Raw genomic sequence first — 13,845 nt, 5'->3', positions numbered from 1 at the left:
AGGGCAAATCTTAGGCAAGATGTGCCGGAGAATTTACGGGTCTTAAACGGAAGCCGACCACTCCTGCTGAAATGACCAAGGGGGTGAAAAGCATCATGGAACCGCGTGGATTTGTTGGTCGCATTTCGGCACCTCACTTTGATATCCCGCTTTGGGTTGCCTCTCTGACTATGAATGTTCTGTCGCTTTTGATGCCGATTTCCATCTTGCTGATATTCGATCGGGTTATCCCATTTCAGTCTACAGACACGCTGCGCGTATTGACGGTGGCACTGGTGATCGGAGCCTTTATGGAGCTGTTGCTTAGACAGTGCCGTGCTGTCCTTTTGACAACCACGGCTGAGGGGGCAGCGGTCTGGAATTACCGCCGCTTTTTGATCAAAGTCCTGAACGCGAATTCTCTGGCCTTCTCGCGCGAACCCGCCAGCAATTATGCGGAACGCTACGCAGCTATCGGCCAGTTGCGGGACTACCATTCGGGACAGGGGCAAACACTCTCGATTGATCTGCCCTTTACGGTCTTGTTTGCGATTTTGATCGGATTGATCGGAGGGTGGCTGATTTTGGTGCCATTGGGCGCGTTCTGCGTTGTGATCATCTTCGCAGCGGTCATGAAGCGGGGGCAGTGGGCTCTGTTCAAACACCGCAAGTCCCTGGACACACGCCGATACGCGTTCTTGACCGAGATTTTGTCGAACATGCCCACGGTCAAGGCTAACCGGATGGAGCCACAAATGGCCCGCCGCTTTGAATTGCTTGAAGATCAGACCGTCGATAACAGCAAAAAGCTGATCCATTTCTCGGGCTTTGCACAAAGCTTTGGAGCCATCTTTTCGCAGATGACTGTTGCTGCGATGGGGCTGCTGGGGGCCTACCTGGTGATCATCAACCTGATCGGGATCGCCGAATTGGCTGCCTGCATGCTGTTGAATGGCCGAATTATCCAGCCTTTGACCAAACTCATGGCGATGTGGGTTCAGTCGGAAAACTCTGCCATTTCACAAGCACGATTGAACGAAATGGAACAGCTTGAAATCGGGCAAAGTGTAGGGCTTTCCTGCGATCACTTGGGTCAGATCAGGGTTTCCGGCTTGTCCATGCGCCGTTTGAAAGGAGAGGGGGGAGCTTTCTCGCCCCTCAACATTCAGGTGGAGCAAGGGCAGGGCGTTTTGATTGAGCCCGAAGAAAGCTGGATGGTCGAAGCATTGTTTGACGCAATGACGGGGCAGCGAGAGCCAGATGAGGGCAGGTTGTCCATAGGTGGCATGCCGGCCTCACAGCTGATCGGTTGGCGCGGGCACGATGCGCTGGTTGCGCTCGAAGCCGAGCCCGCGATCCTGTCGGGAACACTGCTTGAAAACATCAGCGCTTTTGGTGACGCAGAGACCATTGATCGCGCCAAGCAGATTGCCGTCGCACTTGGGCTAGAGAAACGCATTCACCGTTTGCCCATGGGTTATGCAACCCAGCTTAACACCGGAACCGGGTTTGAGGCCGACCCGGTGAACCGTCATCTCATTGCATTGACACGGGCCTTGGCGCTGCGGCCGCGGGTGCTTTTGATGAATGAACCAACAGCGGTTTTAGATACAACGGAACGCCAAGCTCTGGCGGATTACCTCCAATCCGTTTCTCCGCGGCCTACGATGTTTGTGGCAAGCCCGGACCCTCGGATGAGGCAGATAATGCACAGGTGCGTTTTCTTAAGTTTGTCAAACGCCCTGGATCTGGCGGCATGGGCGGTGGACGCAGATCTTGAACGGATTGCTGCGGAAGCCTGGAAAAAGGGTGCCGCATGACCGTAATGAACACTCAGATTGCAAGCGGGTTGCTATTTAGACTGCTATTGGCGGGCGGTTGGCGCAATAATGAAGACCGGCTGCTTGAGGCGTTTCCGCACGTGCTGGATCGGCTCCGCCCGGATGACATTTTCGAGACGTTGGAAAACCTCAATATCCCCTACACGCAGATCAGATGTCGTGAACGCGAGATCACGGATCACGAATGCCCGGCATTGATCATACCGAGCAATGGTGCCTGCTACCTTGCGTTGGATCGGATAGGTGGCACGCTGCAAATCAACGACGATCTGAACCCAGATCTGACCCACCTCAAGCCCGGCCGCCGATGGTGCACCGTCATCCGGATCGACCGCTTCACGCATCACCAGACAGACAGGCGGTTCACATCTGTCCGTTCGGCATTCGCAGAATTAGGCCCGATGTTGCCCTGGCTGCTGATCGCCTCGTTGTTGTCCAACATTCTGGGGCTTATGGCTCCCTTGCTGATCATGGGCATCTACGAACGGGTCATCCCGTCAGGTTCTATTAGCTTGCTGGTTTCGCTGATGATCGGTGTGGTGATTGTGGGGGCGTCAGACCTGTGCTTCCGCCATGCGCGCACGCGGGCGCTGGCATATGTTGGCTGGCGTGGAGAGCGTCAGTTGATGGTTGCCCTGTTTCGCAAACTGATGTCCTTGCCGCTGAGCCAGCTCGGGAAAGCGGATGTAAACCAACAGCTATCGCGTTTTCGCCAATTCGAATCCTTGCGCGATGCATTTACCGGGCAGGTCATGACGACCCTTCTGGATCTGCCATTTGTGGTGATTTTCTTTGCGGTCCTTGCATATCTCGCACCGCAGGTCGGGCTGCTGACGCTCGGCTTGGCGGTCTTTCTTGTCTTGCTTGGTGCAATCATCATCCCACACCAAAAACGGTTGGATCAAAAAACGGCAGAGGCCGCCGCCGCTAGCCAGTCGGCCGTTCAGGACGCTATTCTTCACCAGCGGGCCATTGCAAATCTGGGGATGCAAAACCAATGGTTGGACCGCTGCATGCCTCTTGCACAGCGCGCAGAAACGGCCGCGCGCCGCAGCCGTCAGTTTCAGGCGCTTGCGCAATCATTGGTTCAATCCGTTACGGCACTTGCGACGATGGGGGCCATCATCTTGTGTGCGCATGGCGCGTTGCGCGGTGATATCAGCTTTGGCGCGTTGATCGCCTCGATTGCGTTGGTGTCCAAAATTCTGGCGCCGATTCAGTCTCTGTATTCCAGCTTCCCCCAGATCCTTTCCTTCCGACGCAGTCGAAATCAGGCGGATCGTGTCCTTAGTCTTGGCGTGGAGATCGAGGTGGGGCTGGAACAAACGCATCAAAAAACATTAAGCGGCGCGATTGCGTTTTCTTCGGTCACGTACCGGCCGGACCCTTTGAACGCGCCTGTCCTTTCGCAAGCCAGTTTCAACTGTGATCCGGGCGAAGTGGTGCTGGTCATGGGCAGCGATGCGGCCGGTCGCACAGCGGTGCTGGATCTGATCGACGGCCTTTACGCGCCTCTGGCAGGTACGATTGAACATGGCGGCATCGACATTCGTCAAATTGCCAGGGACGAATTGCGTAAATCCATAACCTACGCCACTTACGACATGTCGATGTTCTACGGCACCGTCGCCCAGAATTTTCGATTGGCCTCGCCGTCTCTCAATGATGACAATATTATAGCTGCTTTGACTGATATGGATTTGCTGGATGACCAAGGTCTTCTGCCAGACGGCATCGACACTCGTTTGACCGACAGTGACCTGGCGCAGATGCCATCGGCAACCTTAAAGTCGCTGGTTCTTGCACGCAGCATGGCGCGCCCTTCTTCGGTCTATCTGTTTTCCGAGCCAACCAACGGCCTGTCTGATCATCGACGGATGTGTTTCAGAAACTGGATTCGCGCGCAGCAAGGGCGCAGGACTGTGATAATCGCAACGGCGGATCGCTCATTCATGCAGATCGCCAACCGTTTCATCTTTCTGAATGGCGACAAGGTTGTCGTGAACAGCGCTGGTGATGCGGGGCGCAAGAGACTTCAGGCCGTATTGAAAACGCTTGGGAGGGTATAGTGAAATCAGGTCCAAAGAAACGTGACACGTCCGGTCCAATGCAACGTGCAAATTGGAGGCGCCGAATGCGGCGGCCTAGATTTGCGGCCTTCCTCTCGCTTGCGGTTTCGGCCATGGTTGGATGCTTGGTGGTTCTGGCAGGGCAAACTACTGTTCCCCAGGTAACCCGCGCCCCAGGGACGATCCTGCCAGTTGGCGCGTATCCACAAATCGAAACGATGCCCGGCGGCATTGTCCGGGCTGTTCATGTCCGCGATGGCCAGTTGGTTGAGGCGGGGGATTTACTGGTTGAACTGCATCACCCGGATCTGACGCGGGAAAGAGACGTCACGTCGGGCCAGCTTGCTGCGGTTCAGCGAGACTTGGCCACAGCGTCCGCTGTACTGGCGGTATTGGATCGCGAAGCTGTGCCTGACAAGGCGGAAATTGATGCGCTCAAAGGCAAGGGCCTGATTTCTGCAGCGGCAAGGTTGGACCTTTATGCTGAAGGCCAACGCATTCAGCTGGCCACGATCAAGCAGCAAGAGGGGACATTGGATATCCTGACACGGGCCACGCAGTTCGCTCAGGCCCGCGTTCGAAAGAAAGAGGAGATTCTGGAGAGATATGCGCAGCTACGGACGCAGGGTCTAAAATCCCTGAGCGATTTCCTTGAGGAAGAGGATGAAGTGGACGCGGTTCGCGCGGCTGCATCGGACGCCCGGGTGCGCCTTGCCGAAGCCCAGAGCGCATTGATGCTGGCCCGCGCAGCCAAAGCAGAAGAAACCCTGGCGTTGCGAGATGAGGTGCTGACCCGATGGGCCGAACTTGAGCAAAAGCGCGTGGAGTTGGAGATATCGCTAGACGTCGTAAATTCCAAATTGTCTGCACTGCGTATTTCTGCCCCAGCACGTGGAACTATACAGGCGGTAACATTTCCTAACCCAGGGGAAGTCATCGCGCCGGGCGAAGTGATTTTTGAGATTTTGCCAACCCGTCGCGCCTTGGTCGTAGAAGCACGTATCACCAATTCCGAGGTCGGCCATGTTGCGGTGGATCAGCCGGTTTCAGTAAGCGTAGACACGTTTGATGCCAGGCGTTTCGGTAAGGTTGAAGGACGCCTGCAATCCATCTATCCTGTGCCTCTGACCGATGAACAAACCGGTGAAACCTATTTCAGGGCCTCGTTTCAATTGGCCGAAACCAAGGTTGGTACGGGCCCGTGGGAACGTCCACTTCAAGCTGGGATGACTGTTGTTGCGGAAATGACGACGGGCGAACAGACGCTGCTTTCCTACCTGTTGAAGCCGGTGCAGATGACAATGGAACGTGCATTCAGTGAGCGGTAGTTTGCAGCTGCAGAGCGTCAGCGCATTGTCAGCACCATGGACCCATTCCTGCTTGTCTAAGCGGTCAGTACAGCAAATTGAGCATCAGGAGTGAAACAACAAGAAACAGGATCGTCATGACCCCCCCTGAGCGCACAAAGTCCATGACTTTATACCCTGCAGGACCCATGATCAGGGCGTTTACCTGATGGGTCGGGATTATGAAGCTGTTCGATGTTGATATGGCAACCGTCAGGGCAAACACGGCCGGATTTCCGCCAGCTGCCACCGCAATGGAAACGGCCAATGGCACAAGCAGAACAGTGGCGCCGACATTGGACATCACCAACGAAAACGCCGTAGCCAGAACCGCAACGCCTGCCTGAAGGGACCAGATCGGCCAGCCGTCCAGAATGATCATGATCTGTTGTGCAATCCACGCAGCCGTGCCGGTATTCTGTACCGCCTGACCCAATGGAATAAGGCATGCGAGCAGAAAAACAGTATTCCATCCGACCGCACGGTAGGCTTCATCGACACTCAACACACGTGTCAGCATCATTCCCGCGGCTCCGGTTAATAGACAGAGCGAGAGCCGAATGTCGGTGAACAGGATCATCGACAAGGAAACGGCGAAAAACGCCAGCGCCCAACCGACCTTTTGCGGGCGCAGTTCGTCTTGTGGGAAGTCGGTGGTGACGACCACAAAATCGGGATCGCGCTTGATCCGCATCAGGTTGTCCCACCGTGTATGGGCCACTAGCATGTCGCCTGCGTGAAACTCCTCAAGCCCGATTTGAGTGGACTCGTGCGTTTCGGATTCAACATGGCTGAGCGTTTCCTCGCCGCGATGAATGGCAAGCAACGACATGCCATATGTTTTGCGGAACAATAGCTCGCGTGGGCATTTCCCAATCAGTTTGCTGTCGGGTGTTATGACAACTTCGGCGATACCTGCATTGGTTGGTGCGAATTCTTCGACAAAGATGTCCAACGTCGGCAGGACGGTTAGCCCGTATTTTTGCGCAAACTCCTCTACGACCCAGCGCCGGCCAATGATCGCCAATCGGCAAGGCGCGGCAATTTCGGCCGTCAGGACCTGAACCATTGAGGTTTTTCCGCGATAGAATGTCGAAATGATGTACAGGTGGTTTTCGTGGTTTATGTCGGCCAAAATCTGCCCGACCAAAGGGCTTTCGGCTGGAACGATTACTTCGAAAACATCGGCTTTCAGGCCGTAGACACGTTGCAGATACTCTTGCGTTCCCTGTCCGGTCCCAGTGTTTTCCGATCCCTCATCACCCGGCAGAACCCACCGACCCAGCAGCAGAAAGTAGGCGATGCCGGTCAGGATCAGAACAATCCCGATTGGTGTCACAGAAAACAGGCCGAACTGTTCCATTTTCTGACCTTCGGGCAGGCCATTGTTGGCCGACTGGATCAGATCGTTCAGCAAGATAAGAGGCGAAGATCCGACCATCGTCATTGTGCCGCCAAGGATGGCGCAGAACCCCATAGGCATCAGCAAACGCGACAACGGGATGCCTGATCGGGAAGATATTCGGCTGACGACCGGAAGGAATAGCGCGGCGGCCCCAACGTTCTGCATGAACGAGGAAATGACCCCTACGGTGCCCGAAATAATCGGCAGCACGCGTTTCTCGGACGTACCGCCATATTTCAGAATAACGGCGGCGACTTTGTTCATTATGCCGGTCTTGTCGAGGCCCGCGCCGACGATCATGACCGCGATAATGGAAATCACCGCATTGGATGCAAATCCATCAAACAGGTGCGGCACGTCAGCGAGCTTTTCGAGCCCGGGCGCATAACTGAGAAGGCCGATAAGGACCAGAACAAGTATGGCAGAAAGGTCAATTCTGACGATTTCGGATACAAAGAGAAATACGGTGAAGGCAAGAAGGGCGCAAACGACTCCCATCTCAAAATTGAAGGCCACCTGTTCCACAATCGTCACCAGGAATTTGTTCTTACATTAAGGAAACATCTAACCCATCAATGTTGGATTGTCATGATGTTTCAAAACCGCAAGCTCGGGCGAAACAAAATTACCACCACTGCCAAAACGCCACGTTTCAAACCGGTGCGGGGGCCCCTTTGATTGCTTGTCAGGCTGGGGCCTTCACGCCTCTCAAGTCATCGTGCTCAACCACGCCCACGGTAAGGCGGCACACCCTGATCCGGGATCCAGACGCCTTCGGGCGTTGGCCCAGTTTGCCAGAACACGTCGATCGGAATGCCCCCGCGCGGATACCAGTACCCTCCGATACGCAGCCACCGGGGTTCCAGAAACTCCTGCAGCCGGCGGGCAATCGAGATGGTGCAATCTTCGTGAAAGGCACCATGATTGCGGAACGAGCCCAGAAACAGCTTGAGTGCCTTGCTTTCCACCAACCACTGATCGGGTACGTAATCTATCACCAGATGGGCAAAATCCGGCTGGCCTGTCATCGGGCAAAGCGAGGTGAACTCGGGCGCTGTAAAGCGCACGTTGTAATCCACATCAGCCTGCGGGTTCTGCACGCGTTCCAGAACCGCCTCTTCCGGGCTGGCTGGCATTTTGGTGTCTCCGCCCAACTGGGTGAGGTTGCTGTAGATACTATCAGTCATGTTATCTCTCCTGCGGTCAGACGCCGCGTTTGTTGCCCCAGATCAGCACGTGTAGCTGGGGCAGAATGCGAGGCGCGAACCAACCGGCATTCAAAGTCTTGTCGATCAGCCATTCCATACGGCTGGTGGCATTGGTCAAATCAACCGGGCTGGCCGGATCAGTTTCCGGGTTGCCGGGTTGAAGGTACAGCGGAAGATCCGGATACCGGTCGGCTACGCTGCGTGCCCAGCTGAAATCCGTGTCGTCAAAGATCACGATCTTGAGGACAGTTTGCGCAGGGCGCACGTTGAGGCAGGCGTCAAACGCCGTCCAATCCATATCCTCGCCACTGCTGGGCGGTTTCGGGCTGAGAACCAGCATTGCAAGATCGGCAAACCACGGCTTTGCGATTGATCCTTGGGTTTCGCATGCAAAGGCATAGCCTTCCGCCTTGCCCTGCCGGATCAGCGGGCCAAAATCCTGAATGGCGGGATTTCCGCCAGACAGAGACACGGTCAGTGGCCGCCCGCCTGACAAACGCTGAACCTCGGACCAGACGGCCTGCGTGTCCATTGCTGCCCAATCGTGGCGATAGGCGCTGTCGACGGCGTGCAGACTGTCGCACCAGCTGCACCGGAAATCGCACCCGCCCGAGCGTACAAATACCGTCGGCTGACCGATCAGCGCGCCTTCGCCCTGTACCGTGGGGCCGAATATTTCAGATATTCTAAGGGTCATGGGCGATACTCGGCCCATGTCTTGGGCGTTTCGGACACTTTCACCGCAGCGGTTTCGGGCCAGCGGGCCGCGCACCAGTCAAAGAAATGGCGCGCGAGGTTTTCAGCGGTCGACACGACGTTCAGCACATTGTTCAGGTGCCGGTGGTCAAATTCATCGTCGATATAGGTCTTGAGCGGTTTCAGCTCGTGGTAATCCCGCACGAACCCACCCGTATTCAAATCGCGCCCGGCCAATTCGACCACGACAATATAGTTATGGCCGTGCATCCGGGCACATTGGTGATCATCGGGCAAGTGGGTCAGCTGATGTGAGGCGGAAAAGTGGAACTCCTTAGTAATCCGGTACATCAGACACTTGCTCCTGCGATGGCTGATTTCCAGAATTCGGCGTCGTCGTATTTGGTTGGGTCCGGCACTCCGGCCAGCTCGAACGCCTCGCGCCGTTCAACGCATGTTCCGCATCGGCCGCAATGCTGGTCACCGCCTTTGTAGCAGGACCATGTCTGATCGAACGGGGTGTCCACGCGCGCGCCTTCGCGGACAATATCGGCTTTGCTGCGGTGCACGAATGGCACATGCAGCACCACATCCGCGTAGCCGTCCAACGCGGCGCGCTGCATGGTGTCAAACGCATCTGTGAATGCCGGGCGGCAATCGGGATAGATGAAATGGTCGCCGCCATGCACAGCAGTAGCAACCGCATCATCCCCCTGCGCTGCTGCCACACCATAAGCGATGGTCAGCATGATCGCATTACGGTTGGGGACAACCGTGACCTTCATCGTCTCTTCCGCGTAATGCCCGTCAGGCACGTCCACGTCGTCGGTTAAGGCCGAGCCTGTCAGCGACGCCCCGACAGAACGCAGGTCAATAACGTGATGGGGCACGGCCAGCCTCTGCGCGCAGAGGGCAGCGAAGGTCAGTTCTTTGGTGTGGCGTTGGCCATAGTCGAAAGACACAAGCCGTGACAGGTTTCCCTCCGCGGCCAGCACATGGGCAAGCGACACGGAATCCAGTCCGCCGGAGCAGACCAATGTAGTTTTCATTTTTTCAGTCCTTGTTTTGATAACCGGGTAGGCTGCGACCGGCGGGCGGGACGCTTACGGTCTTTTTCCGGTATGCGCAATGCACGAATTGGTGGGCAAAAGAGACCTTAGGCCTGACTGCCGCGCCCTTTAGGGATTGGGAAAGCGCGGCGGCACAAGTCCAGCTTGAAACCAACTGACCAATGTCACAATGGAGAAGACGGGCAAACCGGTAGCGCGCTGAATATCTGCCGCGTATGGGCACATATTCGTGCATTCCAGCACAATCGCGCCGAGGTCAGGGTTTTCGGATTGCAAGGCAAGGGCGGCTTCAATGTTATCGGCACGGGCCTTATCGACATCCAGGCTAAGTTCGTTCCCCAGTATCGCACGGGTAAACTCGCGCCCACCTTCGGTGGAACCGATGGGTGTGTCATCTGGTACCTGAGCACAGCGCAGATGATCACGGGTCAAAGTGGAGGCGGAAATGGTCAGAACTCCCGTGCGTTTTCCGGCCGGAAGGATACCGTTCACCATCTGCACCTGCATCAAAGATGAGGTCACAACCGGAACCGGCACAGCCTCGGATAGCTCTTTCTGAAACAGGGACAGAAACCCGCAATTGGTGGTAATGCCATCCGCGCCGTCCTTGACCAGTTCTCGCGCGGCATCAATGAATGCGCCCAACATGCCATCAGCCCGGTGTCGAACGACTAGGTCCGGTGAGGCATCCCGAACAATGCGATAGAGCACCGGAAAAGGCCATGTCAGCGCATTTCCCATATCACCGGGGATGCGTGGGAATTGGGCGTCCAGCATCAGTATGCCCACCGACGCTCCGTAAATGGATTTACCACCTTGGGCGATCATCCGTGCGCCTCCTCGATAATGCGGGCCGAGATGTCTTCGAACCCTTCCATGTAGATGCTGGATATCCCGTGGCGCACGGCGTCCTGCACCTGATCCATTCGCTTAGAAATATGGGTACCCAACACACGCGCGGCCTCATCCGCGTCGCGATCCAGCAAGGCCTGCATGACCTGTTTATGTTCGTCTTTCGAGCGTTGAACCCGATCCAAGCTCATGGAAACCCAGCGGATGTATCGGATGCGTTCGTTGATCCGGGTCAGGGTTTGCACCAGTTCGTTGTTGCCAGACAGTTTGGCGATGCCCAGATGAAAGGCCTCGTCCCTGCTGACGGCTTCTTCGACGGTCAGGCCGGTGATGTCGATGCCGGTCGCGTAAAGCTCATTGCGAAGTGATTGAAGGTCTGCGTCTGACGCTTTTTCGCAGGCACTGCGCGCTGCGGCGGATTCGATGATTTGGCGTAGTTCGAACAGGTCGAACACACTTTGCGCATCCAGCGGGCGACAGAAAAACCCCTGACCGGGGCGAAAATCAAACAGGCGTTCCGCCACTAGCCTATTCAGCGCTTCGCGCAGGGGGGTTCGGCTGACACCCAATTCTTTCGATAGTGCCACTTCATTCAATCGATCACCCGGCCGCAGGCGAAACGAGACGGCCATCGCCTTTACCTGTTCATAGATGTCGTCAACGCGTGGACCCGCCATAAGTACTGCCTTTTTCGTTTTCCAAGGCGTGCCACAGGTCGTTCTTGAAATCAATATACAAAACTGTATACAGTTCTGTGTGCAGTTCAGAATCAAGGGAACCGAGCCATGACAGGGACGAACTATCTGACGGGAGCCGAAGCAATGGTGCGCATGCTGGAAGCACACGGCGTGAAACACATGTTCGGCCTGTGTGGTGATACAACGCTGCCTTTCTATGATGCATTGGCGCGTATGGATCATGGTATTCAGCACATTCTGACCCGGGATGAGCGTCACGCGGCCTATATGGCGGATGGATACGCTCGCGTCACTGGCAAGCCGGGCGTCTGCGAAGGCCCGTCCGGAGGCGGGGCGACCTACATACTGCCGGGGGTGATCGAGGCCAGCGAAAGCTCGGTTCCCATTCTGGCGATCACCTCTGACGTGGCGACGACCAGCCGCGGAAAACACCCGTTGACTGAGTTAGATCAGGCTGCGCTGTTCAAGCCGTTGGCAAAGTGGAATGCGTCTCTGGACGACGCCTCGCGTTTACCTGCGATGGTGCGGGCTGCGTTTCGGGCCATGACGACCGGAACGCCGGGCGCCACACATCTGGCGCTGCCCTTTGATACTCAGAAAGGTCCGGTGGACGAAGCTGAGGTTTGGGCAGATGCACGCCACCGCAGCTATCCCGCTGAACGGGCTGGACCGGATCTGGATGCCATTGAAGCGGCCGCGGATATCCTGGCCAAAGCCAAATCAGCAGTCATCGTTTGCGGCGGCGGGCCGGTTCTGTCCGGGGCTGAAGAGGCATTGCACCGTGTTGCCACCCTGTTAGATATCCCAGTTGCCACAACAGTTTCCGGTCAGGGTGCCATTGCCGAAACGGATCCGCTGGCCTTGGGCGTCGTTGGCTCGAACGGTGGTGTTCCGGCCACGCGCGCCATTGTGGATCAGGCCGATGTGGTCATATTTGTCGGATGCCGCGCGGGGTCGGTCACGACCGAACGCTGGCGCAGCCCCGGGCGGGATGCCACCATCATCCATATAGACAGCGACCCGATGGTGATCGGCGCAAATTATCAGACCGAAGTCGCCATTTGTGCCGATGCCCGTTTGGCGTTAGAGGCTTTGGCGGGGTCGCTTGAGACGCGGCACGATCTGCCAAGTTTTGGTGGAGCGGCCCAAGCCCGTGCGGCCTGGGAGGCCAAGTTGCAAGCGTTCGCACCGCTTGCGGCCAGTCGCGACACCCCGATCCGGCCCGAAGCCGTAATGGCGGCTCTGGCAGACATCCTGGACGATGATGCGATTGTTGTCGCTGATCCGGGCACCCCGTGCCCTTACTTCAGCGCCCATTACCGCTGGCGCAAACCGGGGCGGCATTTTATCACCAATCGGGCGCATGGAGCGTTGGGTTATTCGCTTGGTGCGGCGATGGGCGCCCATGTAGGTCGACCATCGGTCAAGACATTGTCCGTTATGGGGGATGGATCGTTTGGCTTCACTTGCGGTGAGTTTGAAACGATGGTGCGGCACAAAATGCCGATTACCTCGATCGTATTCTCGAACTCGGTCTTTGGTTGGATCAAAGCGGGTCAGGATGCAGGCTTTGGGCAGCGTTACTACAACGTCGATTTCAATCGGACCGATCACGCCGCTGTTGCGGCGGCATTTGGGGTCAAATCCTGGACAGTGAAAGACCCGGATGATCTGCGCAGAGTTTTGAAGCAGGCCGTTGAGCATGATGGCCCGACGCTGGTCGACATCCACTCACAACAGCTTCACGAAGCTGCAGCACCGGTGTCGGAATGGGTGGCGTAAGACGCGATGGACGGGGTCAGTTGGGCCAGAAACTCCTGCGCAATCATTGATAAAGGGCGTCCTTTTGCGGTAATGATCGCAAGATCCAGCGTGACGGCTGGTGTGAAAGGGCGGGTTTGATATCCGCCCTCTTCATCGAATGTCACTGTGAACGGATCAATCATCGCCACGCCCATGCCCTGTTTGACAAAGCTCAGCAGGTTTTCCGACAAATGCGTGTGTATTCGCGTCTGCCAAGTACGCTCTGCAGTCTGAAAAATGTCGCGGGTCCTGCGATGGGTTTGGTGCTCGGGGCCCATGACGATGAACGGCTCATTCTCCAACAGCTCTGGTGTCAGAACGTCATGGGCCGCCAAATGGCTACCCTCGGGGAACGTAGCCATCGTTTCAAAATGGAAGACCTGATAGTTCAGCGTATCGTGGAGTATTGGCATCTCGACGATGCCGATCTCGAACAAGCCCGAGGTTACCCACTCCTGTATTTTCGAAGAATACTGGGACTGGAAGCTGACGGATAGATTGGGGCGTGACCTGGCAAAGCGTGCAATCTCTCGCGGCATGAAACCGAACGACAACAAATGAGGTGCCGCGACCTGCAACTGCCCGGGATGTTTGTTCTGAAGATCCGACACGGCCTGCGCGACGTGATCCAGTCCGCGGACCACGGTATCGACCTCTCGATACAAAAGCTCGGCCTCTGGCGTCGGCAAAAGACGTCCTTTGTTGCGTTCGAACAAGGGCAATCGAGCCTCACGTTCCAACTGGGCCAATAGATTGCTGATACCCGGTTGCGAGATTCCCAGAACCGACGCGGCCCCAGTTACGGTACCCGTTTCCATGATGGCGTGGAACGCCTGCAACTGACGAAAGCGCAGAGACATAGCTTACCCTATCATTTC

At 56.4% G+C, this 13,845-nt stretch carries 12 protein-coding genes; 4 read left to right on the top strand and 8 right to left on the bottom strand.

What is annotated here, in order from left to right; all coding sequences use genetic code 11:
- The first annotated feature begins 95 nt into the window (after positions 1-95).
- The 3 genes from AC2FIB_RS08105 (at position 96) to AC2FIB_RS08095 (ending at position 5,217) form a co-directional block, all read left to right on the top strand.
- On the top strand, positions 96-1,799 hold the full coding sequence (locus tag AC2FIB_RS08105; RefSeq protein ID WP_496841920.1) for an ABC transporter transmembrane domain-containing protein: 1,704 nt from the start codon (positions 96-98) through the stop codon (positions 1,797-1,799).
- Positions 1,796-3,889 carry a peptidase domain-containing ABC transporter gene (locus AC2FIB_RS08100; protein ID WP_496841919.1) on the top strand — a complete coding sequence of 698 codons (2,094 nt, stop codon included), beginning with the start codon at positions 1,796-1,798 and terminating at the stop codon, positions 3,887-3,889. The genes AC2FIB_RS08105 and AC2FIB_RS08100 overlap by 4 nt, the downstream gene beginning before the upstream one ends.
- 65 nt (positions 3,890-3,954) lie before the next feature.
- On the top strand, positions 3,955-5,217 hold the full coding sequence (locus AC2FIB_RS08095) for an HlyD family type I secretion periplasmic adaptor subunit (protein WP_496734666.1): 1,263 nt from the start codon (positions 3,955-3,957) through the stop codon (positions 5,215-5,217).
- Positions 5,218-5,281: 64 nt separating this feature from the next.
- Here the strand turns inward: AC2FIB_RS08095 and AC2FIB_RS08090 are convergent, their stop codons facing one another.
- The 7 genes from AC2FIB_RS08090 to AC2FIB_RS08060 all read right to left on the bottom strand — a co-directional run bounded on the left by AC2FIB_RS08090 (position 5,282) and on the right by AC2FIB_RS08060 (position 11,143).
- A complete protein-coding gene (locus AC2FIB_RS08090) occupies positions 5,282-7,138 on the bottom strand; it encodes an SLC13 family permease (RefSeq protein ID WP_496734872.1) in 1,857 nt (618 codons plus the stop codon).
- 224 nt (positions 7,139-7,362) lie between these two features.
- Positions 7,363-7,827 (bottom strand): preQ(1) synthase, encoded by a 465-nt coding sequence (gene queF / locus AC2FIB_RS08085; protein ID WP_108859684.1) that lies wholly within the window; start codon positions 7,825-7,827, stop codon positions 7,363-7,365.
- A gap of 16 nt (positions 7,828-7,843) precedes the next feature.
- Positions 7,844-8,545 (bottom strand): 7-carboxy-7-deazaguanine synthase QueE, encoded by a 702-nt coding sequence (queE, locus tag AC2FIB_RS08080; protein WP_496734665.1) that lies wholly within the window; start codon positions 8,543-8,545, stop codon positions 7,844-7,846.
- The gene (gene queD / locus AC2FIB_RS08075; RefSeq protein WP_496734664.1) at positions 8,542-8,895 is read right to left on the bottom strand and encodes a 6-carboxytetrahydropterin synthase QueD; all 354 of its coding nucleotides are present in this window, start codon (positions 8,893-8,895) and stop codon (positions 8,542-8,544) included. The genes queE and queD overlap by 4 nt, the downstream gene beginning before the upstream one ends.
- A complete protein-coding gene (gene queC / locus AC2FIB_RS08070; RefSeq protein ID WP_496734663.1) occupies positions 8,895-9,593 on the bottom strand; it encodes a 7-cyano-7-deazaguanine synthase QueC in 699 nt (232 codons plus the stop codon). The genes queD and queC overlap by 1 nt, the downstream gene beginning before the upstream one ends.
- 129 nt (positions 9,594-9,722) lie before the next feature.
- Entirely contained in the window at positions 9,723-10,442 is a 720-nt protein-coding gene (locus AC2FIB_RS08065) for an aspartate/glutamate racemase family protein (RefSeq protein WP_496734661.1), read from the bottom strand.
- Positions 10,439-11,143: a GntR family transcriptional regulator gene (locus tag AC2FIB_RS08060; protein WP_496734659.1), complete on the bottom strand. Its 705-nt coding sequence runs from the start codon at positions 11,141-11,143 to the stop codon at positions 10,439-10,441. The genes AC2FIB_RS08065 and AC2FIB_RS08060 overlap by 4 nt, the downstream gene beginning before the upstream one ends.
- A gap of 108 nt (positions 11,144-11,251) precedes the next feature.
- Here AC2FIB_RS08060 and AC2FIB_RS08055 point away from each other — a divergent pair, with 108 nt between their 5' ends.
- Positions 11,252-12,946, top strand: a complete 1,695-nt coding sequence (locus AC2FIB_RS08055) for a thiamine pyrophosphate-binding protein (protein WP_496841917.1) — start codon at positions 11,252-11,254, stop codon at positions 12,944-12,946.
- Here AC2FIB_RS08055 and AC2FIB_RS08050 read toward each other — a convergent pair.
- A complete protein-coding gene (locus AC2FIB_RS08050) occupies positions 12,907-13,827 on the bottom strand; it encodes a LysR family transcriptional regulator (RefSeq protein ID WP_496734657.1) in 921 nt (306 codons plus the stop codon). The two genes, AC2FIB_RS08055 and AC2FIB_RS08050, sit on opposite strands and share 40 nt — an antisense overlap.
- Positions 13,828-13,845 lie beyond the last annotated feature (18 nt).

Source organism: Ruegeria sp. YTSA072 (assembly GCF_059610285.1).
The sequence above is the reverse complement of the archived record's forward strand: the minus strand, read 5'-3'. Positions and strand labels throughout refer to the sequence as shown.

Bases quoted from the DNA above. Each gene is read 5' to 3' on its own strand.
- AC2FIB_RS08105 (WP_496841920.1), top strand. From the start codon at position 96: ATGGAACCGCGTGGATTTGTTGGTCGCATTTCGGCACCTCACTTTGAT.
- AC2FIB_RS08100 (WP_496841919.1), top strand. From the start codon at position 1,796: ATGACCGTAATGAACACTCAGATTGCAAGCGGGTTGCTATTTAGACTG.
- AC2FIB_RS08095 (WP_496734666.1), top strand. From the start codon at position 3,955: ATGCGGCGGCCTAGATTTGCGGCCTTCCTCTCGCTTGCGGTTTCGGCC.
- AC2FIB_RS08090 (WP_496734872.1), bottom strand. From the start codon at position 7,138: ATGGGAGTCGTTTGCGCCCTTCTTGCCTTCACCGTATTTCTCTTTGTA.
- queF (WP_108859684.1), bottom strand. From the start codon at position 7,827: ATGACTGATAGTATCTACAGCAACCTCACCCAGTTGGGCGGAGACACC.
- queE (WP_496734665.1), bottom strand. From the start codon at position 8,545: ATGACCCTTAGAATATCTGAAATATTCGGCCCCACGGTACAGGGCGAA.
- queD (WP_496734664.1), bottom strand. From the start codon at position 8,895: ATGTACCGGATTACTAAGGAGTTCCACTTTTCCGCCTCACATCAGCTG.
- queC (WP_496734663.1), bottom strand. From the start codon at position 9,593: ATGAAAACTACATTGGTCTGCTCCGGCGGACTGGATTCCGTGTCGCTT.
- AC2FIB_RS08065 (WP_496734661.1), bottom strand. From the start codon at position 10,442: ATGATCGCCCAAGGTGGTAAATCCATTTACGGAGCGTCGGTGGGCATA.
- AC2FIB_RS08060 (WP_496734659.1), bottom strand. From the start codon at position 11,143: ATGGCGGGTCCACGCGTTGACGACATCTATGAACAGGTAAAGGCGATG.
- AC2FIB_RS08055 (WP_496841917.1), top strand. From the start codon at position 11,252: ATGACAGGGACGAACTATCTGACGGGAGCCGAAGCAATGGTGCGCATG.
- AC2FIB_RS08050 (WP_496734657.1), bottom strand. From the start codon at position 13,827: ATGTCTCTGCGCTTTCGTCAGTTGCAGGCGTTCCACGCCATCATGGAA.